The following is a 24446-nucleotide window of genomic DNA, read 5'->3' as shown; positions in this document are numbered from 1 at the left end:
GCACCGGTATCGCCTTTAGCACCAGTTGCACCAGTATCACCTTTAGCACCAGTTGCACCAGTTGCGCCGGTAGCACCACCACCGATTACGCTCAGGGTGTATTCGTTAGTGCCGTTTGAGGTCATTGTCAAACCGTGACCAGCGATCAGTTTCAGAGGATTGTTTGTTGAATTTGGATTGTATTTGAATGTACCTTCAGCAGGTGAGCTACCGCTGCCATTGTGGCCTGAGAATACAAACGGATTCAGGTTTTCGATGCGGTTTGCTACGGCAAACAATTGAGAGCCGTTGATTGCATCGGTAGAAGTTGCATTGATACGACCTGCGGCAACGTTTTGGATTTGACGTTCGTTACCTGCAGAACCTACAGACAATACTGCGCCGTTGCCCAAGCCGCTGGTTGCGCCTGCGAAGCCGCTGTAAGTGTAGCTGCCAACAGTAGCAGTGTTAGTAGGTACGAATGCGCTGGTTGTAGAGCCGTTACCCAGGGCTACGCTGTTTTCGATAGTAGATTTAGCTTCTGTACCCAAAGCCAGAGTGTTTTGGGCTGTTGCTTGAGCACCGTTACCCAGAGCAGTTGCAAACTTGCCGTTAGCTTGAGAGAGGCGACCCAATGCGATGGCTTGTTCTGAAGTAGCTTGGCTTTGTACGCCCAAAGCCACTGCGTATTTACCAGTTGCTTGAGCAGCAGGACCGAATGCAGAAGCAGAAATACCGTCGGCTACAGAACCGCGACCGATTGCTACGTCAGAACCTTGTTTGGCTTGAGCGTCGCCACCCAATGCTACCGCGCCGTTTGCCAGGGCTTGAGAACGTTGACCGATGGCAGTTGCTACGATACCGGTTGCTTGAGAGTCGGTACCAATCGCCATTGCAGAACCGGCATTATTTACTACGCCGTCGCCATCAGAACCAGTAGAAGTACCATTAGCTTTAGCGTTATAACCTACTGCAATGTCAGCAGTTTGAGAAGCACTTGATTTAAAACCTACTGCAATAGAGTTATTACCAACTGCTTGAGCAGCTTCAGCCGCAGTCATAGAACCACCGACCGCAACAGAGCTTACACCAGCAGCATTAGCTGATGTACCACCAGCAAAAGAGGCTGTACCGGTTGCTTTTGAGGCCGCTCCAACCGCAACTGCATTTGTACCTGTTGCGCTACCACCACCCAATTCTGCACCTGCTTGAGCAGCACTAGAAGCCATTAAGGCACCTGCCACTGCAACTACAGCAGCTACGGCTTTACGCTTGTCGGAAGCGGATTTTTTGCCGTGTGCATGGCTGATTTCAGAAACCGCAGTCCATGTCTGGGTCGAGTGGTTCCAAATAACTTTAAAGACTTTATTCATATCGATTTTCCTGTAAGGGGTTTGATTTCTTTTGGGACGTGTTGCTCGACCATAAACTGCTTGTCCATATATATGCCGCACTTCAGAGTCTCCCCTTTATGCGGTTTTACGTCGTAATCTCTCGTATGCAATTCCCGTGCCCAAAGTCTCCTCGGCCGAATAACAGCTAAAAGCCTGTTTTATGGGATTTTATGCTGATACATTTTGGGAAGCTTGTGAAGTTTGGGAAACGATGTGCCGTTTTTTTGTCAGCTTGTTTCTTAACAAGTCACTTTTTGTTAGCTTCTTTCAATGCATTCGGAATCCTGACTCAAATTTTATATGCTTTTGGTTTCGTAAATTGACTCTTCCGATAAAGTGTTATTTTTTCGACTTCAACGGTCATGCCGGTTAGATTTACTTGTTGCTTTTTAAACGCTTTTATAACAATATGATTTCACTTAATATTTTTAAACAGAAATGATTATTAAATATTATACGAATAGGATATTTTAGTGATAGATTTGGATGTCGGCTTTTATTTAGATAATTAATGAATTTTGTATTGAAAGTTGGTTTAAAACGTGTAAAAGCTTTGCATAGCCTGTTTTCAGACGGCCTTTAACGTTTTCTAACATATAAATGGTGAATAAATGATACGAATTTATGCGCTATTGAGCCGATAGATAAGATTAAAAAGGCAAGTGTAAAACTTGCCTTTACGTTTGGGATTTGTTTGTTCTCTATTGTAGAAAACTGTGTTGTTTTCAGGCGGCCTTACCAACGGAATGTTTGGGTCACGCCTGCGGAAGCGCCGTTGTTGCCGGCATAGCCGTAGCCGCCGGTATGGCTGAAGGCGCAGGCGGTGAGTGTGGCGAGGGTTAGGATGAGGAGGATGTGTTTCATATTTTTTCTCTGAGTGGGTTAGTTTTAGGCTTGGGCGACGTTGTGTTGCCGTATTAATCCGACTGGCTGGGGCTTGGTTGTTTTATCCTGATTTACAGTTAGACCGCTAAATTGTTTGATGATTGAAGAAGGCCGTCTGAAAACGGGTTTCACGATATTGAAACTTTGTTTTCAGACGGCCTTTATTTTATATCAGCTTATTAGTGGCGGAAATGGCGGATGCCGGTTACGACCATGGCGATGCCGTGTTCGTCCGCTGCGTCAAAGACTTCTTGGTCGCGCATGGAGCCTGCCGGATGGATGATGGCTTTGATGCCCTGCTCGGCAATCACATCCACGCCGTCGCGGAAGGGGAAGAAGGCATCGGAGGCGGCGCATGCGCCATTTAAGTCCAAGCCTGCGTCCTGTGCTTTGCGGGCGGCGATGCGGGTGCTGTCCACACGGCTCATTTGGCCTGCGCCGATGCCGTAGGTTTGGCCGCCTTTGCCGAACACGATGGCGTTGGATTTGACGTATTTGGCGACGTTCCAAACAAACAGCAAATCGTTCCATTCCTGCTCGGTCGGTTGGCGTTTGGAAACGACTTTCAAATCGGCGCGGCTGATGCGGTGGATGTCAGGGGTTTGTACCAATAGTCCGCCACCGACGCGTTTGAGTTCAAAGCGGTTGGCACCTGCCTCAAGCGGTACTTCCAATACGCGTACGTTTTTCTTGGCAGCGGCGATTTCGAGGGCTTCAGCGGTGAACTTCGGCGCCATGAGGACTTCCATAAATTGGTTGTCGGTAATTTGTTTGACGGTTTCACCGTCCACTTCGCGGTTGAAGGCGATGATGCCGCCGAATGCGCTAGTGGTGTCGGTCGCGTAGGCGAGTTTGTAGGCATCCAAGGTATTGGAGGCGATGGCGACGCCGCACGGATTGGCGTGTTTCACAATCACGCAGGCGGGCGCGTCGAAGGATTTGACGGCTTCCCAAGCGGCATCGGCATCGGCGATGTTGTTGTAGGACAATTCTTTGCCTTGCAGTTGTTGGTAGGCGGCGAGGCTGCCTGCGGCGGGGTACACATCGCGGTAGAACGCGGCGCGTTGGTGCGGGTTTTCGCCGTAGCGCATGTCTTGCACTTTAATCCAGCTTTGGTTGAACTGGCTTGGGAACTCGCCGATTTCGGGCGTGCCGCTCAAGACGTCGTCTGAAAGTGAAGTCAGATAGTTTGAAATCATGCCGTCGTATTGGGCGGTGTGGCTGAACGCTTTGCGCGAGAGGTTGAAGCGGGTTTTGTCGCTCAACGCGCCGCCGTTGGCTTCCATTTCGGCGGCGATGGCGGGGAAGTCGGCGGTATCGGTAACGATGGCGACGTGTTTCCAGTTTTTCGCGGCTGAGCGCACCATAGTCGGACCGCCGATGTCGATGTTTTCAATCGCGTCTTCCAGTGTGCAGTTTGGTTTGGCGATGGTGGCGGCGAAGGGGTAGAGGTTGACGCACACGAGGTCGATGTTGCCGATGCTGTGCTCTTCCATCTTAGCGACGTGTTCGTCCAAATCGCGACGGCCGAGGATGCCGCCGTGGATTTTCGGATGCAGGGTTTTCACGCGGCCGTCGAGCATTTCGGGGAAGCCGGTATAGTCGGCAACTTCGATAACGGGAACGCCTGCATCAGCCAAGAGCTTTGCTGTACCGCCGGTAGAGAGGATTTCAACACCGAGCTTGGTCAGGGTTTGGGCAAATTCGACTGCGCCTGTCTTGTCGGATAGGCTGATCAGGGCGCGTTTGATGGAAGACATTTGGATTTCCTTTGTTGAAGGTTTAATCAGTATGGGATGAATTTTCAGGGCGGTATTATCCTCCAGTTTCGCATTTTTGGCAGTAGGTTTTTGCAAATATTGTTAACAATTTTATTGTAAAAGGCCGTCTGAAACTTGGTTTCAGACGGCCTTTTGCTTTTGCCTATTTAAATCCCATTTTCTTTGCTACCCATACTGCTGTGGGGTGGTGTTAGTTTTGTCATAGATATATAACGAGAAAAAAAGGTAGAAATTATTGAAAACATGAAGATATTTAAAAAATTGGGGAAAATTTTAGAATTGCGAAAAAAGCGCGAAATCTGACAGTTTTTTGTCGGTTTCGCGCTTTTTTTGTCATGGGAATTATCGGGAAGTTGTTTATTTTGATATGCCGCAGCTCCAGAGGTATTTGCCGAGGATTTGGAAGTCGGCAGGGGTGGTGGCGGACAGGGTTAGTTGGGTTGTCGGGTAGATGGATTTATTTGGGTTGTCGCTGATGATGTTGAGTGTATCGGCGGTCAGGCGTTGCAGGCGTTTGACCCGGAGTTCGTCTTGCTGCCGGAACAGGTAGATTCCTTCCCGGGTGTAGCGCGTGGCGGTTTGCCATAGGACGGTGCCTTGGTCGATTAGGGTTGGGAACATGCTGTCCCCGTCGATGCGGGTACAGAAGCAGTCTGCGGGGGAGAGCTGCAGGTGTTTGAAGAAGGCGGTTCGGAACCACATGGCTTCGGGGTCGGTATCCCACGGTATTGCGCCGCTGCCTGCGCTTGCGAAGACTTCTTTGTAATAGCGGACGGGTACGATGTCGCGCGTATCCTGACGTTCCGCCCAGTCTGCGTAATCCATATTTTCGATATGCGCTACATCGGGTTGAGTGTTGCGAACTTCAAGCGGTGTGTCTGTTTCCGCGCCATCTATCAAATGGAGCAAGCCTTTTTGTTCCAATTCATCAATAACATAAGGAGGAAGAGGGTAGATTCTTTTAACACCTTTCTTCCCACCTTGTGAAGGTGCTTCTTCATATTCCCAATGTTCTCTTTCTGCCCTGTATTGAATGGCGCGTGTTGTATTCGGCAGGCTTATTAGATTCAACTGGGTAATCAAATTCTGAATTTCAGAGATGCTGAATTTTGGCTCTTTCATTTCCATGCTCCAATCAAAAACATGGAAAAAATCTTAGAAATTATTTTCATATTTAAAACAATCACTTGTCAAAATAACATAGAAAAGCATGGAAATTTTAGTTGCGAAATAATTTCCAAGTTATATAATTTTAAAAACAGCGAAACGGCAACTTTAAAACAGTATAACCGATTTTGCAGTGTTCTTTAACAATTTGGAATAGCCAAAAAAATGACGGGTATCCGACCCGTCAGGAAGGAGATTGTTTAACAGGTCGTCTGAAAAGGTTCGGACGACCGATTAAACGGTTTTGCTTAGATACTTTATACGGAAAGGACTCAAAATGAAGCACATTGCAAATATTATGCGGATAAACGATTGGGATATAGATCAAGAAAGTACAGTGGGGCGAATATTGGAATATGGTCGCGGGAAGACTAAAAAATTCGTCATCGAATGGGTCAACGGGGAGAAAACCGAAGTAAAAGGCGGTTATTACGATGCCTGTGCTATAGGTTTGAATGCTGATACTTGGAACTTTATTTGTCGAATTTAATAAGGTTAAACAGGTCGTCTGAAACGGTTCGGACGACCTGTCTAGATAATAAAGAAAGGAAAACGATGAGTGGTGTACATCCTGAATTAATCAGAGCGGAAATCAAAATGAAGGGGCTGACGCTTGCCGATGTGGCTGCGATGGCAGGTATAGGCGAAAGCACAGTGCGTCAGGCTTTGAGAAAGCCGTCGACTGCCGGAGAGATGGCGATTGCGAAAGTGTTGGGCAAGCCCTTGTATGAGCTGTGGCCGGAACGGTGGACGAAAGACGGGCGGCGCATCCGCCCTCGCTACGCTTATTTATATAAAGAGGCAGCAGCATGAAAACGCATTACTCGATTTCCGAGTTATTGGAAATGAACTTGGAAAAATTTCCTAAAACTAATAGAGCAATCTTATATAAGGTTGAACGAGAGAAGTGGTCTTTTATTGAAGCCTCTTGCCAGGGGGGAAAAAACGGAAAACGTCGCGAATATGCACCGCCCCCTGAAGTATTGAAACTGATTCAGGCGAAGAAGTTGAACGAGGTTTTGGGCGGTTTGTCAGATTTGCCCACTCCCCTGTCTTCTTATGAAGAAAAAGGCAACGAGGCGGCGGGGCTGCCCTCTCCTGATGTGAGAGGGGGACAGCTGACCATCGGTGTTGCGGACGGCTCGACGGAGCAACAACGGCTGTGCGAATCGGCACGACGCGGGGTTTTGTCTGCGGTCGAGCTGGTAATGGCGGAATCGGGTGTGTCGAAGGAGGCGGCGATGACGACTGTTTTGACGCAGGCGAAGATGCCTGGCTTCGAGCATATTGCGAAGCTGTTTTCTTTGGCTGCCGACGGGCGTGGCGGCGGTGGGAAACTGCCGAGCGTACGAACAATCAAGCGGTGGTTTGCGGCGCGGGAATCTAACAGCCTTGCGCCGAAATCCAGAACCGAGGATATGAACGTCCCGTCTTGGCTGCCTGTGTTTTTGGAATGCTACCGGCTGCCGATGAAGCCTTCTGTTTCCGAAGCTTACCGCTTGTTTGTGAACAGGCTGGAGGGGCTGCACTCTCCTTTGGGAAAAGAGGGTGATGTGCCGAGTATCCATCAGGTGCGCCGGTGGTTGGGCAAGCTTGGCAATGTGGAGCGTGAACGCGGACGCCGCGGCGCGCGGGATTTGAAAAATATCCTGCCGCACAAACGGCGCGATTTCCTGCACTTGAAACCTGCCGCCATCTACACCGCCGACGGTCATACATTTGATGCGGAGGTATTGAATCCGTTGTCGGGTCTGCCGTTCAGACCTGAAATTACGACGGTTTTGGACGTTGGCACAAGACGGTGTATGGGCTGGAGCGTGGGGCTGGCGGAAAGCCGGTTTACTGTGTTGGAAGCTTTAAGCCACGCAAGCCGCGCGGCCATCGGTGCGCTTTGGTATGTGGACTGGGGATGTGGCTTTGAAAACTTGATGATGACGGATGAGGCAACGGGTCTGATGGGCAGGCTGGGCATGACGATGACGCATTCGCGGGCTTATAACTCGCAAGCGAAGGGCGCGTCGGAACGCAGCCATAATATTTTCACACGAGCGGCAGCGAACCTGCCGTCTTTTGTGGGGAAAAATATGGACGACGAGGCGCGGCAGAAGCTGTTTAAGCTGTCGCGCAAGGAAGTCCGTCTGCACGGGAAGATTTTGAATTCGCCGATTCCGACTTGGGATGAGTTTAAGAGCTATATCGAACGGGTGGTGGACGAATACAACGACCGACCGCACCGTTCGCTGCCTAAGTTTACCGACCGTGAAGGCAAACGCCGGCATATGTCGCCTAATGAGTTTTGGGCTTTGAAGGTGGCGGAGTTTGGCGAGCCGCCAAGCGTGTCGCCGGAGGAGGAAGGGTATTTGTTCCGACCGCAGGTTATGCGCACGGTACGGCGCGGGGAGGTATCGCTGTTCAGCAATACTTATTATTCCGCCGAACTGATGGAGTTCAACGGTGAAACGGTAAGGGTCGGCTACGACGTGCAGGACGCGCTTTGGGTTTGGATTTACGACGATGTCGGCCGCCTTATCTGCAAAGCGGAATGGCATGGCAACTCGACGGATTATATGCCTGTCAGCGTCTTGGAACGCGCGGAAGACAAACGCAACGACGAACGTCTGAAACGCAACGAGCTGCAACAGCAAAACATCCTGAAAGAACGCCGTGTACCGACCATCGAACATCAGGACTCGGTCAATATCGGGGGAATGGTGTTGGATATGAGTCAAATCAAGGCTAAGGCTGCCGCATTGGCAGAACGCCGAAGCCGTGAGGACGATGTGGTTGTAGAAGTGGCGGCAGTGAAGGCGGTTGAAAAGCCGTCTGAAACGGAAGCTGCTGCGGGCTGGTCGGTACCGTCCGAAGCATCGGAGCGGTTTGCGCTGTATCAGCGTCTTTGCGGTCAGACGGATTTGCCACCGCAGGCGCAAAGATGGCTGGAGCGGTATCCGCAAAGCAATGAGTATAAGGCGTTGTCCAAACGGGCGATGCTGGCTTGATTTCAGACGACCTTTCGGGGTTTTAAAAAAGGTTTATTCACTATTTTAAAAGGATTTTAAAAATGAAAATTGCAAATATCAACAATCTGTCTTTGGTCTCTGTTGCGATGGAGCGTTTGGTTAACCGTCAGGACGGTTTGCCGGGCTTGGGTGTGTTGTACGGCCCTTCCGGTTTTGGTAAGACGACGGCGACGGTGGCGGTGGCAAATGAGACCCGCGCTTACTATGTCCAGCTGCGCAGCGCATGGAGCAAAAAGACGCTTTTGGAAAAGATCTGCTTCGAGATGGGCTTGCCGCCTGCCCGGACGGCGGCGGGTTGTTTGGATGTAATCTGCGAACAGTTGGCCGCCAGTCAGCGTCCGTTGATTTTGGATGAGGCGGACTATTTGGTTACGCATAAGGGATTGGTCGAGCTGGTGCGCGACATCTACGAGGGCAGCCAAGCCCCGCTGATGTTGGTGGGCGAGGAGATGTTGCCGACCAAGCTGAAGAAATTCGAGCGTTTCCACGGTCGCGTGTTGGCTTGGGTACCTGCACAGCCTGTCGATTTGGCAGACGCGGAAGAGTTGGCGAAGGTTTACGCGCCTGATTTGACGTTTGAAAAAGATGCGCTGTCTTATTTGGTGGATTTGGCGCACGGCTCGGTACGCCGCGTAACGGTCAATTTGGTCAATCTGTTGGAGCTTGCCAACCAGCAAGGCTTGGATACGGTAACGCGCGAGGTTTGTGCGAAAGCCGACCTGTACAAGGGCGAAGCACCTAAACGCGGGGTCAAATTATGAGCGTGACGACATTGACGAAGCCCCGCAACCGCCGACAAGAGATTTGGAACTGTCTGCGGGGCAATAAGGACAGGCTTCAGACTGTCTCTGAAATAGCCAAAGCCTGTCAACTGAGCGGGAATACGGTGTACAAGTATCTGATAGCTCTTAATAAAGGCGGGTTTGTGTCGATACAGAAGGGTTCGGACTTTTGCAGACCGTACGGATACCGACTGGAGCGGGATGCGGGTGTGGATGCGCCCCGCTTGTCTGATGACGGTCAGCCGTTGAAATGTCCGGTAACGGAAGCCTTGTGGCGGACGATGCGGATTTTGAAAACCTTTGACTTGGACAGCCTGACGACCCACGTCAATATGACACACCCTGTCAGCCGCAGTATGGCCAAGGTTTATGCTCAACACCTTGAAGCGGCGGGTTATCTGAAAAATACGGGCAACGCTCGGAAAAAATCGTTTGTCCTTTTGAAGAATACAGGGTCGAAAGCACCGCAGCTGCTGGCTGTCAGAGAGGTGTACGACCCAAATATAAACGAAATTGTATTAAGGGAGGTTCCTGATTATGAATAAAAAAGATTATATGAAAGAAGATTGGTACGCGGTTTTGAAGGAAGAGGTCGAGAAAGACGGACTGATGAAGACTGCGGCAAAACTCCGATACAGCGCGACAAGCATCAGTCTGATTTTGAACGGCAAATACAACGGCAAGCCAGACAAAGTTGCTGCGAAAGTGACGGATGTATTTCGCAAGGTGATGTGTCCATTTGAAGGTCGACGGATGGAACGAGCCGAATGTATTGAAATCTCTCTCTCCCCCGCTCCGACGCATAACCCTATCAAAATGCAGCACTGGCGGGCATGTCAAAAGTGTGAAATTAAACCATGCGAAAAACGTAAAAAGGCCGTCTGAAAACGTAATGCCTTGATACGGCTATATATTTTTTACCCTATGATTTTAATAAGTTATTGTTTTTAAAGGAAAACGCAAAATGCAAGTTTTAAAGAAAGTTGATTGGAAGATGTTTGTGGCGCGCTCTTTTGGGCGGTGGGTGCCGGTTGGTTTGACGGTGGGCGTGTGGTGTTTTGTGGGTGGAATGGCGTTGTATAGCTGTACCCAAGAACCCGAACCGGTTGCGAAAGAGCTGACGAAGGTCCAAGCGATGGAAAGACAGGCGGATTTGGAAGTTTTTAAAACGGAACGTGCCTACGAGGCAATGAGTGTGGAGCAGAAGATGGAAGGAGTGGTTTATGAATAAGTTCAGACGGCCAAAACGGCGACTGAACCGAGTCAAGAAATTGGCTTTGAAACGGGCAGTCGAGGAAATCCGCGCCAAGTACGGCGAACGGGCGATTACTAAGGGATGGCGCGAGCCGGAAGGGAGTGGGAAATGAGCTACCGACAACGCAATACGGACTGGCAGGCATGGGGACAACACCGCCGCCGCGCGCCGAAGTTTACGGTGAAGCGAAACCGCGAACAGGCAATCGCCGAATATCAGGCGCAGTTTGAAGATAAGGACGGCAAAGGTCGTCTGAAAGAAGAAAAGGAAATGAAAAATGGATAAGCAGGCAGTTTTGGAAAAAATCAAAAAATGTTTGGCTTTGAGTAAATCGGCAAATGAGCACGAGGCGGCGCAGGCAATGAAACAGGCGCAGACACTGATGAAAAAGTATGAAATTGACGCTGTTGATGTTGTCTTGTCGGAAGTCTCCGAGCGTGGCAGCGGTCGGAAGATGGCAGTTAAGCTGGCCGAATGGCAGTGGGCTGTCGCAAACATGATTTCCGAGGTGTTCGGGTGCAAATGTTATCAACAGGGAGATGCAATGGTTTTTTACGGTTTGGGTAACCGCGCCGAGATCGCTTCCTATGCTTTTGATGTGGTCTATCGACAGATTTCCGCCGCCCGCCGCGAATTTCTGAAAACCTGCCGAGCAAGAAAACCCTCAAACCGAACCTATCTTGCCGACCAGTTTTGTAACGGATGGATGATGGGGGCGTGGGGTGCCGTCAAAGAATTTGAGATGTCAGACGATGAAAAGGCGGTCATGGCTGACTATAAAAGAAAAAAACATCCACATATCGCCAAGGCGGTAGTTAGAGACGCCAAGTCGTCCAAACTGGACGGGAGTGCCGCGATGATTAAGGCAATAGTCAAGGGGCATACGGCAGGGAAAAAAGTGCAACTGCACCACGCGATGAACGGCACGGAAGGCGTTAAACAAATTGGAGAGCGGAAATGAACGAAAAAGACTTGGTCGAATGGATCGAAGACCGTGGCGAGCTGATGCTCATGAAGAAGGACGGCGAAGGCTTTGTGATTGCCGCGCGGTCGCCGGACGGGATGTGGAAGACTGCTGAAGCGGAAACTTTGGCGCGGGCGATAACTTTATGGGAGGAAGAGTGATGAAGATCACTAAACCAAATAAAGAAGACCTTGACGCAGCATGGGAAGCTGTTGTTTTGGATGCCTGCGGTATGTTTTTTGGGTTGGTTGTTGTCCTTGTAGCGTTTTTGGCGATTCTTGGGGTGGTTAAATGATTGAAATCAGAGGTAAAAACTTTGTTGCGTACAACGCAAGTGAAAGTGTTTTGGAAAGCATCATCAAGGATGTTTTCACTGGGTTGATGTTGAGTTTTTGTGTGTATATCAGCCATTGGTCAGCATCAGTGTTTTGGACATTTATCAGCGGTTTAATGTTTTTGTCTTATCTGGGCATTAAGTTGGGCAGATTGATGCGTGACAAGCAAACTAAGTTTGAAACTTGGTCAGAGTTTAAGGCATGGATCGACAAACAAGCTGAACTTGAAAATCACTTGGCAGGTAATGTTCAGATCGTAAAAGGCAATGGAAATGTACAGGCCGGTGGCGATGTTTGGAAGGATAAACAATGAACATCAAATGCCCGAACTGTGGTGCGGTGCATAGTCTGGACAGCTTAATCAATGACGCAGAGGCTTCTTCGGTGTTGAGGACTGTTTTGGAGATGGATGCTGAATTGGGCAAGGCGGCGATACGGTATATCGGTTTATTCCGCCCCGCCAAGTCCCAGCTCTCTTGGGCGCGTACGGCGAAGCTTTTGAACGAGTTGATGCCCATGATTAAAGCGCAGGAGGCAGTACGCGACGGGGTGTCCTACCCCGCTCCCGCCGAGGCTTGGCTGCACGGCTTTAACGAAACCGTCAACGCACGCGACCAAGGCCGTCTGAAACTGCCCTTAAAGTCGCATGGTTATTTGCTGGAGATTGTCAGCCAGTGGCAGGGTTCGGGGTTGCCATCTCCCCAACCCTCTCCCACGGGGAGAGGGGGCGAAGGCGGCGCACCGTCAAAACTGCGGCAGGGGGTGGCAGCCTTGGGAGAATGGGCAGGAGAAGATTGGGCAAAACGGGAAATCGCTTCAGGTTTTGCATTACTTGCCGCGCTCAATCTGCCCAACCGACCGGCAGCGCAGGATATGCCGGTAGTCGCGGAAATTTGGTATCGGAAACTGAAAGATAAAGGTGAGATTGTGTCGCCGGAGTATGACCCGATACGGCTTCAGACGGGGTTTAAGGTATTGCAGGCGGCGGAAACATGGCCGCACCCTGCCGAACTGCTCCGCAACCTGCCGCCACGGTTGATACCGAGGGCGATGCTGGCAAAGCCCGCGCCGGATAAGGAAAAAGGCCGTCAGAAAATGGCGGAAGTGAAAGATGTTTTAAACAAGAAAGGTCATTGAAATGGAAAATGTATATTTTACAAGTAATAACCGAATATCGGACTTAATCAGTCAACTAGAAAAGTTGAAGGCAGAGCACGGCGATTTGGTAATAACCCACAATTATTTACGAGGAGGAGTTAGAGATATTGATTTAACAGAGGTTAAGGTTGCCTATATCAGACCGAAGGAAAAACGCGAAAAAATACTGGCTTATCGTATTGGAATACACCAAGTCGGTGATTTAAAAGTTTTAAGAATTTTATAGTTTAAAAGGAAAACATCATGATTGAACCGCACGAGTACCGTCTATTGGACGAATATTTAGAGCAAGACTGGGATGCCTTTATCAGTTTTGCTGAAACTCAAGGATTTGAAGCAAGCGAAGTATATCAACTACTCAACAAACTGGAGGAAAAAGCAAATGGCTAAAACCCGAATCAAACAACCCGCTATTGAAGCGGCACAAGACAAAGCGGAAGTTACTGCATTTATCCGCCAAATCGGCGACTTGCAGCGCGAAGTAAAACGCCTGGAAACCGAAGCAGGAGACAAAAAAGCGGTCATCGAAGAAGAATATGCCGCCAAAGCCGCGCCGATGTGTGCCGAAATCATGAGCCTGACCGAACGTGTGGCCGCATACTGCGAGGCACATAAGGACGAGCTGACGGAAAACGGTAAAACCAAAACTGTGGACTTCACTACCGGCCTAATTAAATGGCGCATCCGTCCGCCATCCGTAAAGGTAACGGGCGTGGCCGCCGTCTTGGCGTGGCTCTCGGAAAAATCCGCCTTTGCCGAGTTTGTCCGCACTAAAAAGGAGATCGACAAAGATGCCATCCTGAATCAAAAAGAGCGTTTTTCAGACGGCCAAGTGCCGGGGATTAAGATTGTGTCGGGGCTTGAGGATTTTGTGATTGAGCCTACTGAGCAGGAGTTGGCGTAGAAGTATTTTAAAATCTTTAACAGGAGATTTAACAACAGTTATAACAACAGTTATAACAACAGTTATAACAAGCTGTTTAAATCTCCTGTTAAATTTTTACAATAATCTATATATGCCAATATTTTCCAAAATTTCTAATATAAAACACAATATGTTGTTTTTATAATTGTAAGGTAGTAAGTAAATCTAGTCCGTTAGAGTTCGCTAGCGTTCGCTTTATTTGAATGAATGTATTAGAATTAAAGCATTGCTAATTTAGTAATTAACAACCAATGTTAGGAGGGAGCACTATGAAAAAAACTTATTCTGAAGGATGGGATGTATAAAAGTGGAAATTGTTATTTTACTTTCTGGGCTAGGCACCTGTATTGCTACAGTTTACCTAGCCTTTTTTGCAAGTAAACAACTTGATGAACAACGTATTCATCATAAGCAGAAATCTACGGTCGAGCTTCTGATTTCAAATAACAATAACCCGTTTTATCGTGAGCAGCGCAAGTTGTTTGTTGATATGCGCCGAAATGGGAAAAGTTTTACTGCTCTTGCCTGTAAAATTAATGAATCCGGTGCTCACGAAGGAGAAAATGCTACTATTTTGGCTGTTTTGAATTCGATTGAGTTTATTTGTGTGGGCATCAAAGAAGATATTTTTGATGAGGCTGTTTACAAAAGGATGAGCCGTAGTAGCGTGATTAATGACTGGGATACTTTAAAGCCATATATAATGGAACTTAGACGCTTAAACGGGAACAATAAAAAGTTATTTTGTGAATTTGAATGGCTGGCGGAAAAATGGATAGAAGAGGATAAATAGGTTTTCGGTAAAAGGCCGTCTGAAACGTTTTCAGACGGCCTTTTTTGTGCCTATCAGTTTCGCAAAAAAACATCGAATTAATACTATATATTGTATTTTATTGGTATAATATTCGCTAATTTATACTATATGTTGTATTGGAGAAATGATGCGCCGGGCGTTGATTGCGAAAATTAAGATTGCTCAAAAGGAGCTAGGCTTGGATGACGGTACCTATCGCGCAGTGTTGGAGCGCGTAACGGGCAAGCGGTCGTGTACCGAGTGCAGTATCCCCGAGCTGGAACGCGTAGTAGAGGATTTGCGCCAACATGGGTTTGCGCCGAAGAAAACGGCAGGTCGACGGCCGAACCGCCGAAGCTCCGCTGACCCGATGATGCGCAAAATCGAAGCCCTGCTGCTGGATAACGGCTGGAGCTGGAATTATGCGCACGGTACGGCGAAAAAGATGTTTAAGGTTGACCGCGTCGAATGGTTGTCCGACAGCAATATGCACAAGTTGGTGGCGGCGTTGCAGATTGCGGCGAACCGTAAGAAAAAGGAGGCATAGGAATGAGTGTAAGTTGGGAAATGACAGAGCAGGATTTTGAGGATGTGAAACATCTTCTGCCTCAGAGCGTGGTGGCGATGATTACGGTCATCGGGCTGGAGGCGACATTTCACATGGTCAAGGTATGGGGCGGAACGAATTATCCGATATCCAACCGCCGCCGCAATACGCGCCAAAGCCGAATCTTACACGCACAACTGGTCGAGGACATCGGCGAAGATGCTGCGGGACGATTGGAGCGCGCTTATGCCGGTCAGCCTTTCTTGGCGATTCCGCGTTGCTGGGATGCAATGCGCGAACTTCGCAACCGATTTATCCGCCGCCAGTATGATGCGATGAGCGCGGAAGGTTTGAGCGATTTGGTTATTGTGCGCGAGCTGGTGTTGGCTCATCGGCTTTCTACGCGAAATATCCGTTACATTCTGAAAGAGGCCGACCGCGAGGCGGCGGCAAGAGCGCAGACGGATTTATTTGCAGCTTGATTGTGTTGTGTGTTTCTTGTGAGTGGACCTTTGCCCTGCTTTATGCGGGGCTTTTTTTGTTTGCGGGATAGTAAGTGCATTTGTGCCGACCGTCTTATGCCGTCTGAAAAGGTTAAATAAGGTTTTGAAAATAAATCGTGATTTAACTTTGGAGATGCTAATGGGCAAAACTGTAACTTTAACCGCAGGCCACAGCAATACAGACCCGGGCGCAGTCAACGGCAGCGACCGTGAGGCGGACTTGGCGCAGGATATGCGCAATATCGTGGCTTCTATTTTGCGCGATGACTACGGCTTGACCGTTAAAACCGACGGCACGGGCAAAGGCAATATGCCGTTGCGCGAGGCGGTTAAGCTGATACGCGGTTCGGATGTGGCGATTGAGTTTCACACTAATGCAGCCGTGAGTAAGGCGGCGACAGGCATCGAAGCCTTGTCCACGCCGAAAAACAAACGCTGGTGTCAGGTATTGAGCAAGGCTGTTGCGAAGGTAACCGGCTGGAAACTGCGCGGCGAAGACGGCTTTAAGCCCGACAATGCCGGCCAGCATTCCCGTCTGGCTTATGCGCAGGCCGGCGGCATTGTGTTTGAGCCTTTTTTCATCAGCAACGACACTGATTTGGCTTTATTTAAGGCTACTAAATGGGGCATCTGCCGCGCGATTGCGGACGCGATTGCGATGGAATTGGGAGCGGCGAAGGTATGAAAAAGTCTTTGATTGCTTTGGCTCTGTCTGTCTTGAAACCGCAGATGCCTGAATTTGAGATTAAGCCTGCCAGCATTGGCTATTTGAAACAACATCCGTCTATGCGCCTGGGCAAGTCGGGCGTGGCGGCTGCCAAACGTGCGGCGCGTAAACGCAAGGCGAGAAAGTAAGAAATATGATTGACGGTTGGGATGGTTATTAAGATGCGTATTTTTGACATTTTCAAAAACCCCGCGACAGGCGGCATTTCACACTCGAAGCTATGGGCAAACATCGCCTGTGCGGCGGGTACGTTCAAATTTGTTATGCTGCCTGACCCATCGGCGGAAATTTGGGCGGTGTACTTAGGCATTGTGGGCGGCTATGCGGTGGCGCGCTCGCTGGTCAGCGTGAAGCGACAGGAGGTAGAGAATGAATCCGAATCTCGTGAAACTGTTGGTGAATAACTGGCAGCCGATTGTCATCATCGCGCTTGTCGGTACGGGATTGGCTGTGTCGCACCATCAAGGCTACAAGTCGGCGTTTGCGAAGCAGCAAGCGGTCATCGACAAGATGGAAAAAGACAAAGCGCAAGCCCTGCTGTTGTCGGCTCAAAACTATGCGCGCGAGCTGGAAAATGCGCGCGCGGAAGCAAAACAATCTGAAGCCAAGGCGCACGCCGTCGGTGTGAAATTGGCACAAAAGCAGGCGGAAGTCAGTCGTCTGAAAACGGAAAATAAAAAGGAAATCGAAAATGTCCTTACTCAAGACCGTAAAAATGCAAGCGGTAATTGTATTGACGGCTTTGGCCATCACGGCCTGCAGCTCTACAAGCGCGCCCTTGGCTACGGAAATTAAGATTGTCGAAAAGGCGGTCATGCCGACACCGCCTGCCGCATTGATGGTTGCGCCGGTACGCCCGAATCCGCCGAAAGACGGCAAGACGACCACGCTGCTCGAACACGCCGCTGAGTTTGGCGGCTATGTTGCCGAACTGGAAAATCAAAATCAGGCTTGGCGCGACTGGGTCAACAGTCAAGCGGAAGTTGACAGTTCGGAGGGTGCGCGATGACGACTTATCGTGAGTTGGTACAACGTACGGTCGCCTGCCGCCATGCGGATTTAGAGCTGGGACTGAGCCGCGCACGCGAGCAAGAGCCGTTTGTCATCCATGTTTCCGACCTGTTGGATAAGGCCGGTATTGAGTACGCGGTACGCATGGATAAGGATTTTCAGACGACCTTTTGTGTGGAGTTTTCCGCGACCGCTCCTGCTGATGTGATTGGTATTTTGAGAAAGTATTATTCAGTCTTTTTTGACGGCCAAAAGGTCGAGGCAGCGAGTCGTCATCCCGAAGGCTACGCGGTCCGTATCGTATTTGGCGACGTGCCGGTTTAAAGGGGTTTTAAATGGACTTTGAATTTGGGTTTAAAACCCTGTGGCCGATTGCGACGGCGGCATTTTGGTTTTGGGTCAACGGCATTTCAGGCCGTCTGAAAGAGGCGGACAAGCGTATCGACGACCTTAAAGAGGAGCTGCACGCGGTCAAGCTCTCGTACCACACCAAGCAAGATGCCAAGGCAGACCGCGACAATATCGCGGCTTCTTTGGGACGCATCGAAAACAAGTTGGAAAAAGTAAACGAAAAACTGGACAGGAAAGCGGACAAATCATGAAAGACCCGATTTTGGAAGCCTTGGCGCGTATTGAAAACAAGACTGATCAGACTCTGAAAAATCAGAAGGAAATGCAGGCGGAAATTGCACAAATCCGCCAAGACACGAAACGCACGGCCATTACATTCGGCGCACTGGGCGGCGGCGTGATTACGGTCGGCTGGGAATTGCTTAAAGCGAAAATGGGACTGTAATTATGGCTCACCCGCAAGAAATCCGTGAAAAGTTACGCCGGCTCTATGTGAGCGGCGAGCAAACTTTGGAAACGGCGGCCTTGATGTGCGAAATCCCGCAGGCCACTGCGCGTGCGTGGAAACGTGCGGATAAGGAAAAAGGCGACGACTGGGATAAGATGCGCGCCGCCTACACTTTGGCCGGCGGCGGTATTGAGGACTTGAGCCGTGCGATGCTGGCCGGTTTTATGGTGCAGTACAACAGCACGATGACGATGCTGCAGGATTCGAGTACCGAAGATTTGCCGCCGTCCGACCGTGCGAAGCTGTTGGCCAGCCTGGCCGATGCGTTTACGAAAACCGTATCAGCCAATGCCCGTGTGATGCCGGAAACGTCAAAACTGGCGACGGCTTTGGAATTGATTGAGTTCTTGATGGCGTTTGTGCAAGAAAAACACCCCAAACATTTGCCTGCCTTTGTGGAGGTATTGGAGCCGTTTGGGGCGGAAGTGGAGAAGAAGTTTGGATAAGCAAAAACCTACCGTTGGAAGCCTTTTTGCAGGTATTGGCGGGTTTGATTTGGGATTTGAACAGGCTGGTTTTGATACTGCTTGGCAAGTGGAGATTAATCCTGTACTCCGTGCAGTTTTGGCCGACCGCTTCCCACACGCAAAACAGTTTGAGGATGTCAGAACGGTATTGTCAGAATTATGGCCGGTAGATGTGATTATTGGCGGATTCCCATGTCAGGATGTATCAATAGCCGGTAAGCGCAAAGGACTTGCCGGGGAAAGAACAGGTTTATTTTATGACGCAATGCGTATTGTCGACCAGCTTAAACCCCGCTGGATTGTCCTTGAAAACGTTACGGGTTTGCTCAATAGCAACAATGGCGAAGACTTTCAAACAGTCATCCAGTCCCTTGCCAAATGCGGGTATGTGGGATACTGGCGCGTGCTTAATGCAGCATATTTCGGAGTCCCCACGGCACGCCGTCGGGTTTTCTTGGTCGCTGGCTTGGGAGAGTACCCCCCCTATGAGTTTATGGCTGACGCCGGCTCAATTGGAGTCTTACCTCGCGCGGTTGAGACGTATGGGCTACAAAAGCCACATGGTACTTTGCTTAGAGGGATTTCCAAGGGAGCCATTGACCGCTCAGGCGCAAATATTCTCGTTACGCCCAACGGACGGGGTGCGATGGTTGAGCGGCAAAGAGCGTCTAACGATGATGGGCTTTGCCTCGGAATGGATGAGGCCAACATTGCGGAGGCTCAAGCTGCGGGAAACGCCGTCTGTCCGCCGGTCTCACGCTGGATTGCCGAAAAATTGATTAAGACTTTTTAAATGCATGAAAACAAAAGAATTCCTCAAATCCCTCGCCGAACTGGCCGCCAGCCTGCGCCAAGTCATCGAAGCGGAAGTGGACGGCTTTGATGCGTCGCCCAAGGCTATTGCTGCACGCCGTGCCAAGGTGTTTGACCCGGTAGGCGGTTACGAATATTTCGTAAATACCTACTTCCCCCATTATATCCGCTCGCCTGAGAAATCCGAACTGCATGCGTTTTTATTCAGCCGTCTGCCGGAGATTATCCGCTCCCCCAAAGGGGAAAATGAGGCGGTAGGTGCGCCGCGCGGCGAGGGTAAATCGACGCAGGTTACTCAGTTGTTTACGCTGTGGTGTATTGTGACCGGCCAAAAACATTATGCCGTTATTGTGATGGACAGTATCGACCAGGCATATCCGATGCTGGAGGCCATTAAGGCAGAACTTGAGTTTAATCCACGCTTGAAAACCGACTTTCCGGAAGTATGCGGGCAAGGCCGTGTATGGCAGGCCGGTACGATTGTGACGGCCAATGACGTTAAGGTGCAAGTGGCCGGTAGCGGTAAAAAGCTGCGCGGTTTGCGTCACGGCCCTTACCGTCCTGACTTAACTGTTTTGGACGATATTGAGAATGACGAGCAAGTCCGCAACCCGGAACAGCGCGACAAGCTCAATGCGTGGCTGACTAAAACGGTATTGCCTTTGGGCGGGGTCGGCCAGAAATACGATGTGATATATATCGGCACGATTTTGCATTACGACAGCGTACTTAACCGCACTTTGAATAACCCGTTTTGGCACGGTATTAAGTTTAAGGCGATGAAACGCTGGCCCGACCGCATGGATTTGTGGGACAGATGGGAGGAACTTTTCCGCAACGACGGCGAGACGGTGGCCGAGGCGTTTTATCTCGCCAACAAAGACGAGATGGAGCGCGGCGCACAAACAAGCTGGGCGGCTCGCGGCGTACTCGCGCTGATGAAAATCCGCGCCCGCGACGGCCATGCGACATTTGACAGTGAGTACCAAAACGACCCGGTCAGCGGCGAAGATGCGCCGTTTGCCGAAAACATCAAATACTGGTCGGAATTGCCGGACGATTTGGTGTACTACGGCGCGCTCGACCCGTCATTGGGTAAAGCGGGCGCGGGGCGTGACCCGTCGGCGATTTTGGTCGGCGGTTATCAGAAATCAACAGGCCGTCTGTTTGTAACCGTTGCCCAAGTCAAAAAACGCCTGCCCGATTTGATTATCGAGGACGTGATCCGCATCCAAAAAGAGGCGCGGGTCAAGCCGGTATTGTGGGTGGTTGAGACGGTGCAATTCCAAGAGTTTCTCAAGGACGAGCTGATTAAGCGTGGGGCGCGGTCGGGTGTGCATATCCCCGTGCGCGGTATCAAGCCGTCTTCGGACAAGATGTTGCGGATTGAGACCTTGCAGCCGCACATGGCAAACGGTTTGATTCTGCTCAACTCCGACCAAAAGACGCTGATTAGCCAGTTGCGTCACTTCCCGAAAGCCGACCACGACGACGGCCCCGATGCGCTTCATATGCTGTGGATGGCGGCAACGACGGGCAATGTGTCAAACAGAGCGCGAGCGATTGATTTGCCTGCGCCGATGTTGGAGATTTAAAAATGTGTGACGGAAGAGAACGTATAACTGCTCGTGAAAAAGAGCTGACAGAGGATGTTGAGTACCTCGAGCGTGGTTTGGATAAAGCGATTGCACATCTGCAAGAGGTTGTCTCCTGCTATAAGGCTGGGCGGCTATTAAATCTACATTTTATTGTCGCTGGAATTGAAGGTTTTTTGGTGGCTCGCGGCGAAGAGTATTGATTTTAAGGTCGTCTAAAAACGGTTTCAGACGACCTTTGGAGTAAGAAAATATGTTCGGATTGATTAAAAGCGCAACACGAAAAACAGCCATCAAGACATTGACGAGCGCGACTGAAGACGCGTTGGAAAGCCTGTTTTCTAATATGGAAGGCACGGACTCTCTACTATCTCGCCTCGGCGTGGACAGACAGCAGGCATTGGATGCGGTGGTAAGCGATGATGAGGTTGCCGCCTGTTTGGAGGATTTACACTCTGCTATGCAGAATAAATCTTGGCGCATTTATGGCGAGGACTTAAGCGACGAAGACAAAGACCGCTTGTGGAAAACGCTGAAACGCCACCTGCCCGCGCTTGCCGAAATCGTGTTGACGGCGCGTTTGGGCGGCTATGGTGTCGGTCGGTACGTTTATCAGCCCGAACCCGACGGCTTTTTGACGATTAAGCATATCAGCAACAAAAGCGGCGAATTGGCGAAATACGTTCCATACCGCGACGGCTCGCTGGTGTATCGCGGCAGCGGCGGTGAGGAAACCTGCAATACGGACGTTCTGTATCTCTTTATTACCCATCGTGCGACATCGACCAATCCTGCGGGCGAAATGGCGGCGGCGCGGCTGTATGCGCCGGTTGCATTGCGTAAAAAAGGCTTTGTTTATGCCGCACAATTTATTACGCGCTACGCCCAGCCTTATCTGATCGCTAAAATCCAAGCCAACAGCAACGACGACCACGACAGCTTCATGAGCCGATTTTACCGCTTTGTTTCCGGCGGCGCGTTGAGTATCGAACGCGAAGACGATGTGATGATGCTGCAAAACAGCGCGGATGGTCAGGCATTCCGCCGACTGGAAAACCTTGCCAATGCGCGTATCCAAAAAACGCTGTTAGGCAAAGTCAAAACCAGCGACCTTGAGACCGCCAGCCGCGCCAGTCAGGAAACCGAAGAAAACAACCGCGACGAGCGCATCGGCGCGTATCTCGCTCTGCTCTCCCGCGCTGCACAGCACTTTATCGACGCGCTTGTGATGGTCAACAACGCCTACGGTAAGCCGATTAATGCGCCCAAAGGCGTATGGTTTGAGTTTGAAGACGAAATCAAGGTTGATAAAACCCGAGCCGAACGCGACAAGATGTATATGGATACGGGGCAGCTCGTGTTGACCGAAACCTACTACCGCGACATCTTGGGCTTTGAGCCGGAACATTTCGAGCTGCGCGACCCGAAAGCGTTGTCTGAAAACCCTGCGTCCGCCAAATTCAGCCTGCGCCTGTCTGACGGCCTTGCCCATAATGCGCCTGATACGGTGGAGCAGGCAATCGCCCGACCGAAGATGGAAGCAGTGTTGGGTTTGTTGGAAGGTTGCAAAGACTACGCCGAATTTGAGGCAAAGCTGTCCAAACTTGATTTGAGCCAGGGCGATAATCTCTTGATCCAGCGTTTGGTTTCAGACGGCCTTTCGGCTTGGGCTGACGGAGCAGGCGATGGACGGGATTGAATACAACTTCGCCGGCTTAGTCGATAAAGCCGCTTTCGAGCATTTCAAGGCTAAGAAAATCCTGCCCGGATTCAGTCATTACGATGTTTGGCTATATCAACACAGCCTTGCCTTTACCGTCGCCAAGATGATGGACGCGGATATGCTCGCTGAAGTCAAAGATGCCATTGAATCCGCGCAGCAGAACGGCACGGCATTTGCCGATTTTAAAAAGCGTTTAAAACCGTATTTGATGGCGAAAGGCTGGTGGGGCGAGCAAGTGATGACCGACCCGCTGGACGGCGAGCCGAAATTGGTACAGCTCGGCAGTACACGTCGTCTGAAAACCATCTTCAACACCAATATGCAGACCGCCTTTGCGGCGGGGCAGTGGCAGCGGATTCAGGCAAACAAAAAAGCCCTGCCGTATTTGCGCTACAACCATTCCGCCGCAGGGCATCCGCGCGACAGCCATAAACGCTACTATGGCTTAGTCCTGCCGGTTGACCACGACATTTGGAAAGTCATCTTTCCGCCCAACGGCTACGGCTGCAAATGCTCGGTTTCCGCACTGACTCGTCGGCAGGCGGAGCGCGAGGGTATCAGCGGCGAGCCTGATGTGGATATGGTTGAGTTTACCAATCCGCGCACAGGCAAAACGGTATTGATACCCGACGACATCACGCCGAGCTTCGCGCACAACCACGGCGACCGATTGGGAGCGATGGACGCACTGTTTGGCGAGAAAAACGGCGAAGAGGCACTGGCCGCCATGATTGCCGAGCGCGAGGCGTGGCTGGACAAGCGGTACAGCGTGCCGTCTGACAAAGTGGCGGTGTTGGCTTTGCCGGACAAGGTGTCGGAAAAAGAAGTGCGCAGGCTGACAAAAGAGCAGTCTGCCAACAATACCAAAGACCACGAAGCGAGAGCTGCGGCAGCGTGGCAGGCTGAAACGGGCGACAGGCTGGAAGTGTTCGATTTGGCGGTAGAAAAAAGCAAAGGTCAAGCCGATTATCTGATTGTTTCAGACGACCTGCCCCGCGAGGAATGGGTAAAACTGGATTTTATGTTTACCGAAAATCCCGAACGTGCGGAATTGATGAACCGTTATTTTGCACACACAGCCGGGGCATGGAATACTAAGGTCGATAAGATTCAGGAACATTTTGATAAAGCCGATATTGTCCCGCTTGATTTACGCCATCTGAATGCGGCAAACCGGCATAAATTGTTGCAGTATGTGTTATCATTGCCGAAAGAACAGCGGGATAAAGTCCGCTTATTGGTAAAAATATCGGAGTAAGTCATGCCGTCTGAACTGTATGTCAGCCGCGAAGTAAAAGTATTTTTAGGCGGGAAAACCGCCCCGTCAGAATTGTTGGACTATCTGTACCCGCGTCTTGCTGAAATCGACAAGGAAGCAGCCGAGCAAATGCAGGGCGAATTTTCGGGCTGCGTATTTTCGATTGCGGATTTGTCCGCTGCGGCATTTGCCCGTGTGCGCGGATGGATACTTGAGGCAGCAGAAAAGTCCGAGTGGATTAAGCCGTACAAGTCCGATTTAAAAGCCGCGCTTGAAGCTGATCCAAGATTCAAATCTACATAACCCACAGGTCGTCTGAAACCGTTTCAGACGACCTTTTTCATAACCGCCCAAATTTCGCGTTTAAGCGCGTTTTATCGGTCAGGATAGGCAAACCCCCGTCAGAATCTTAAAAATCAATCTGGCGCGATTCTAAAGCGGTTTTAAAGTGGGTATTTTTATATTTTGCGCATAAGAATTTTCAAAGGCCGTCTGAAACCTGATA

General features: G+C 50.3%; 38 protein-coding genes. 34 read left to right on the top strand and 4 right to left on the bottom strand.

Annotated elements, in window-relative coordinates:
* The 4 genes from HMPREF2872_RS01675 to HMPREF2872_RS01665 all read right to left on the bottom strand — a co-directional run.
* Positions 1-1352: ESPR-type extended signal peptide-containing protein (locus HMPREF2872_RS01675; RefSeq protein WP_283118960.1), on the bottom strand; the 1352-nt coding region annotated here is incomplete at its 3' end.
* Between the two features lie 756 nt (positions 1353-2108).
* Positions 2109-2237 (bottom strand): hypothetical protein, encoded by a 129-nt coding sequence (locus HMPREF2872_RS11935; protein ID WP_003684264.1) that lies wholly within the window; start codon positions 2235-2237, stop codon positions 2109-2111.
* A 200-nt stretch (positions 2238-2437) separates the two neighbouring features.
* The gene (purH, locus tag HMPREF2872_RS01670) at positions 2438-4018 is read right to left on the bottom strand and encodes a bifunctional phosphoribosylaminoimidazolecarboxamide formyltransferase/IMP cyclohydrolase (protein ID WP_070630740.1); all 1581 of its coding nucleotides are present in this window, start codon (positions 4016-4018) and stop codon (positions 2438-2440) included.
* 378 nt (positions 4019-4396) lie between these two features.
* On the bottom strand, positions 4397-5161 hold the full coding sequence (locus tag HMPREF2872_RS01665) for a S24 family peptidase (RefSeq protein ID WP_283118959.1): 765 nt from the start codon (positions 5159-5161) through the stop codon (positions 4397-4399).
* Between the two features lie 322 nt (positions 5162-5483).
* On the opposite strand from HMPREF2872_RS01665, the gene HMPREF2872_RS01660 reads away from it, so the two are divergent.
* From HMPREF2872_RS01660 to HMPREF2872_RS01520, 34 genes are all read left to right on the top strand, one after another.
* Positions 5484-5696, top strand: a complete 213-nt coding sequence (locus HMPREF2872_RS01660; RefSeq protein ID WP_070630719.1) for a hypothetical protein — start codon at positions 5484-5486, stop codon at positions 5694-5696.
* Positions 5697-5761: 65 nt separating this feature from the next.
* Positions 5762-6019 carry a helix-turn-helix domain-containing protein gene (locus HMPREF2872_RS01655; RefSeq protein WP_070630717.1) on the top strand — a complete coding sequence of 86 codons (258 nt, stop codon included), beginning with the start codon at positions 5762-5764 and terminating at the stop codon, positions 6017-6019.
* A complete protein-coding gene (locus tag HMPREF2872_RS01650) occupies positions 6016-8205 on the top strand; it encodes a Mu transposase C-terminal domain-containing protein (RefSeq protein ID WP_070630715.1) in 2190 nt (729 codons plus the stop codon). The genes HMPREF2872_RS01655 and HMPREF2872_RS01650 overlap by 4 nt, the downstream gene beginning before the upstream one ends.
* 62 nt (positions 8206-8267) lie before the next feature.
* On the top strand, positions 8268-8987 hold the full coding sequence (locus HMPREF2872_RS01645; RefSeq protein ID WP_049358176.1) for an AAA family ATPase: 720 nt from the start codon (positions 8268-8270) through the stop codon (positions 8985-8987).
* Positions 8984-9553 (top strand): helix-turn-helix domain-containing protein, encoded by a 570-nt coding sequence (locus HMPREF2872_RS01640; RefSeq protein WP_070630714.1) that lies wholly within the window; start codon positions 8984-8986, stop codon positions 9551-9553. Before HMPREF2872_RS01645 ends, HMPREF2872_RS01640 begins: the two co-directional genes overlap by 4 nt.
* The gene (locus tag HMPREF2872_RS01635; protein ID WP_083311713.1) at positions 9546-9893 is read left to right on the top strand and encodes a hypothetical protein; all 348 of its coding nucleotides are present in this window, start codon (positions 9546-9548) and stop codon (positions 9891-9893) included. The genes HMPREF2872_RS01640 and HMPREF2872_RS01635 overlap by 8 nt, the downstream gene beginning before the upstream one ends.
* Positions 9894-9972: 79 nt before the next feature.
* Positions 9973-10239, top strand: a complete 267-nt coding sequence (locus tag HMPREF2872_RS01630; RefSeq protein WP_070630712.1) for a hypothetical protein — start codon at positions 9973-9975, stop codon at positions 10237-10239.
* Positions 10240-10371: 132 nt separating this feature from the next.
* A complete protein-coding gene (locus HMPREF2872_RS11710) occupies positions 10372-10548 on the top strand; it encodes a hypothetical protein (protein ID WP_168164749.1) in 177 nt (58 codons plus the stop codon).
* Entirely contained in the window at positions 10541-11224 is a 684-nt protein-coding gene (locus HMPREF2872_RS01625) for a DUF2786 domain-containing protein (RefSeq protein WP_070630710.1), read from the top strand. The genes HMPREF2872_RS11710 and HMPREF2872_RS01625 overlap by 8 nt, the downstream gene beginning before the upstream one ends.
* Complete coding sequence (locus tag HMPREF2872_RS11705) at positions 11221-11388, top strand: hypothetical protein (protein ID WP_168164748.1); 168 nt, start codon at positions 11221-11223, stop codon at positions 11386-11388. The genes HMPREF2872_RS01625 and HMPREF2872_RS11705 overlap by 4 nt, the downstream gene beginning before the upstream one ends.
* Complete coding sequence (locus tag HMPREF2872_RS11535; RefSeq protein WP_283118958.1) at positions 11388-11522, top strand: hypothetical protein; 135 nt, start codon at positions 11388-11390, stop codon at positions 11520-11522. The genes HMPREF2872_RS11705 and HMPREF2872_RS11535 overlap by 1 nt, the downstream gene beginning before the upstream one ends.
* A complete protein-coding gene (locus HMPREF2872_RS01620) occupies positions 11519-11875 on the top strand; it encodes a hypothetical protein (RefSeq protein WP_070630707.1) in 357 nt (118 codons plus the stop codon). The genes HMPREF2872_RS11535 and HMPREF2872_RS01620 overlap by 4 nt, the downstream gene beginning before the upstream one ends.
* Complete coding sequence (locus HMPREF2872_RS01615) at positions 11872-12699, top strand: hypothetical protein (protein WP_070630705.1); 828 nt, start codon at positions 11872-11874, stop codon at positions 12697-12699. Before HMPREF2872_RS01620 ends, HMPREF2872_RS01615 begins: the two co-directional genes overlap by 4 nt.
* Before the next feature lies 1 nt (position 12700).
* The gene (locus HMPREF2872_RS01610) at positions 12701-12946 is read left to right on the top strand and encodes a head morphogeneis protein (RefSeq protein WP_070630703.1); all 246 of its coding nucleotides are present in this window, start codon (positions 12701-12703) and stop codon (positions 12944-12946) included.
* A gap of 17 nt (positions 12947-12963) precedes the next feature.
* The gene (locus tag HMPREF2872_RS11700) at positions 12964-13110 is read left to right on the top strand and encodes a hypothetical protein (protein WP_168164747.1); all 147 of its coding nucleotides are present in this window, start codon (positions 12964-12966) and stop codon (positions 13108-13110) included.
* On the top strand, positions 13103-13624 hold the full coding sequence (locus tag HMPREF2872_RS01605; RefSeq protein ID WP_070630701.1) for a host-nuclease inhibitor Gam family protein: 522 nt from the start codon (positions 13103-13105) through the stop codon (positions 13622-13624). The genes HMPREF2872_RS11700 and HMPREF2872_RS01605 overlap by 8 nt, the downstream gene beginning before the upstream one ends.
* Positions 13625-13952: 328 nt before the next feature.
* Positions 13953-14438: a DUF4760 domain-containing protein gene (locus HMPREF2872_RS11170; RefSeq protein ID WP_283118957.1), complete on the top strand. Its 486-nt coding sequence runs from the start codon at positions 13953-13955 to the stop codon at positions 14436-14438.
* Between the two features lie 148 nt (positions 14439-14586).
* On the top strand, positions 14587-14985 hold the full coding sequence (locus HMPREF2872_RS01595) for a gp16 family protein (protein ID WP_070630700.1): 399 nt from the start codon (positions 14587-14589) through the stop codon (positions 14983-14985).
* A gap of 2 nt (positions 14986-14987) precedes the next feature.
* Positions 14988-15467, top strand: coding sequence for a Mor transcription activator family protein (locus tag HMPREF2872_RS01590; RefSeq protein WP_049350550.1), 480 nt, complete (start codon positions 14988-14990; stop codon positions 15465-15467).
* Positions 15468-15627: 160 nt separating this feature from the next.
* The gene (locus HMPREF2872_RS01585) at positions 15628-16173 is read left to right on the top strand and encodes an N-acetylmuramoyl-L-alanine amidase (RefSeq protein WP_070630698.1); all 546 of its coding nucleotides are present in this window, start codon (positions 15628-15630) and stop codon (positions 16171-16173) included.
* Positions 16170-16343 (top strand): hypothetical protein, encoded by a 174-nt coding sequence (locus tag HMPREF2872_RS11695; protein ID WP_168164746.1) that lies wholly within the window; start codon positions 16170-16172, stop codon positions 16341-16343. The genes HMPREF2872_RS01585 and HMPREF2872_RS11695 overlap by 4 nt, the downstream gene beginning before the upstream one ends.
* 33 nt (positions 16344-16376) lie before the next feature.
* Positions 16377-16619: a hypothetical protein gene (locus HMPREF2872_RS01580; protein WP_070630734.1), complete on the top strand. Its 243-nt coding sequence runs from the start codon at positions 16377-16379 to the stop codon at positions 16617-16619.
* Positions 16585-17010 carry an ATP synthase subunit B family protein gene (locus HMPREF2872_RS01575; protein ID WP_070630696.1) on the top strand — a complete coding sequence of 142 codons (426 nt, stop codon included), beginning with the start codon at positions 16585-16587 and terminating at the stop codon, positions 17008-17010. Before HMPREF2872_RS01580 ends, HMPREF2872_RS01575 begins: the two co-directional genes overlap by 35 nt.
* Positions 16907-17224 carry a hypothetical protein gene (locus tag HMPREF2872_RS01570; protein WP_349267081.1) on the top strand — a complete coding sequence of 106 codons (318 nt, stop codon included), beginning with the start codon at positions 16907-16909 and terminating at the stop codon, positions 17222-17224. Before HMPREF2872_RS01575 ends, HMPREF2872_RS01570 begins: the two co-directional genes overlap by 104 nt.
* A complete protein-coding gene (locus tag HMPREF2872_RS01565; RefSeq protein WP_070630692.1) occupies positions 17221-17550 on the top strand; it encodes a hypothetical protein in 330 nt (109 codons plus the stop codon). Before HMPREF2872_RS01570 ends, HMPREF2872_RS01565 begins: the two co-directional genes overlap by 4 nt.
* An 11-nt stretch (positions 17551-17561) precedes the next feature.
* Positions 17562-17828, top strand: coding sequence for a hypothetical protein (locus HMPREF2872_RS01560; RefSeq protein ID WP_002253472.1), 267 nt, complete (start codon positions 17562-17564; stop codon positions 17826-17828).
* A complete protein-coding gene (locus HMPREF2872_RS01555; RefSeq protein ID WP_070630689.1) occupies positions 17825-18022 on the top strand; it encodes a hypothetical protein in 198 nt (65 codons plus the stop codon). Before HMPREF2872_RS01560 ends, HMPREF2872_RS01555 begins: the two co-directional genes overlap by 4 nt.
* 2 nt (positions 18023-18024) lie before the next feature.
* Positions 18025-18531, top strand: coding sequence for a DUF1804 family protein (locus HMPREF2872_RS01550; protein WP_004520456.1), 507 nt, complete (start codon positions 18025-18027; stop codon positions 18529-18531).
* Positions 18524-19345 carry a DNA cytosine methyltransferase gene (gene dcm / locus HMPREF2872_RS01545; RefSeq protein ID WP_070630688.1) on the top strand — a complete coding sequence of 274 codons (822 nt, stop codon included), beginning with the start codon at positions 18524-18526 and terminating at the stop codon, positions 19343-19345. The genes HMPREF2872_RS01550 and dcm overlap by 8 nt, the downstream gene beginning before the upstream one ends.
* A gap of 4 nt (positions 19346-19349) precedes the next feature.
* Positions 19350-20960, top strand: coding sequence for a phage terminase large subunit (terL, locus tag HMPREF2872_RS01540; RefSeq protein ID WP_070630686.1), 1611 nt, complete (start codon positions 19350-19352; stop codon positions 20958-20960).
* A gap of 2 nt (positions 20961-20962) precedes the next feature.
* Positions 20963-21163 carry a hypothetical protein gene (locus HMPREF2872_RS11835; RefSeq protein ID WP_070630684.1) on the top strand — a complete coding sequence of 67 codons (201 nt, stop codon included), beginning with the start codon at positions 20963-20965 and terminating at the stop codon, positions 21161-21163.
* Positions 21164-21213: 50 nt separating this feature from the next.
* Positions 21214-22659, top strand: coding sequence for a phage portal protein family protein (locus HMPREF2872_RS01530; protein ID WP_070630682.1), 1446 nt, complete (start codon positions 21214-21216; stop codon positions 22657-22659).
* Positions 22646-23941 (top strand): phage minor head protein, encoded by a 1296-nt coding sequence (locus tag HMPREF2872_RS01525; RefSeq protein ID WP_070630680.1) that lies wholly within the window; start codon positions 22646-22648, stop codon positions 23939-23941. Before HMPREF2872_RS01530 ends, HMPREF2872_RS01525 begins: the two co-directional genes overlap by 14 nt.
* A 3-nt stretch (positions 23942-23944) precedes the next feature.
* Positions 23945-24244, top strand: a complete 300-nt coding sequence (locus HMPREF2872_RS01520) for a glycine cleavage system H protein (RefSeq protein ID WP_070630679.1) — start codon at positions 23945-23947, stop codon at positions 24242-24244.
* The last annotated feature ends 202 nt before the right edge of the window (positions 24245-24446 follow it).

This window comes from Neisseria sp. HMSC069H12 (assembly GCF_001812735.1).
Taxonomy (GTDB): Bacteria; Pseudomonadota; Gammaproteobacteria; order Burkholderiales; family Neisseriaceae; genus Neisseria; species Neisseria subflava.
This window is presented reverse-complemented; position numbering and strand designations above follow the sequence as displayed.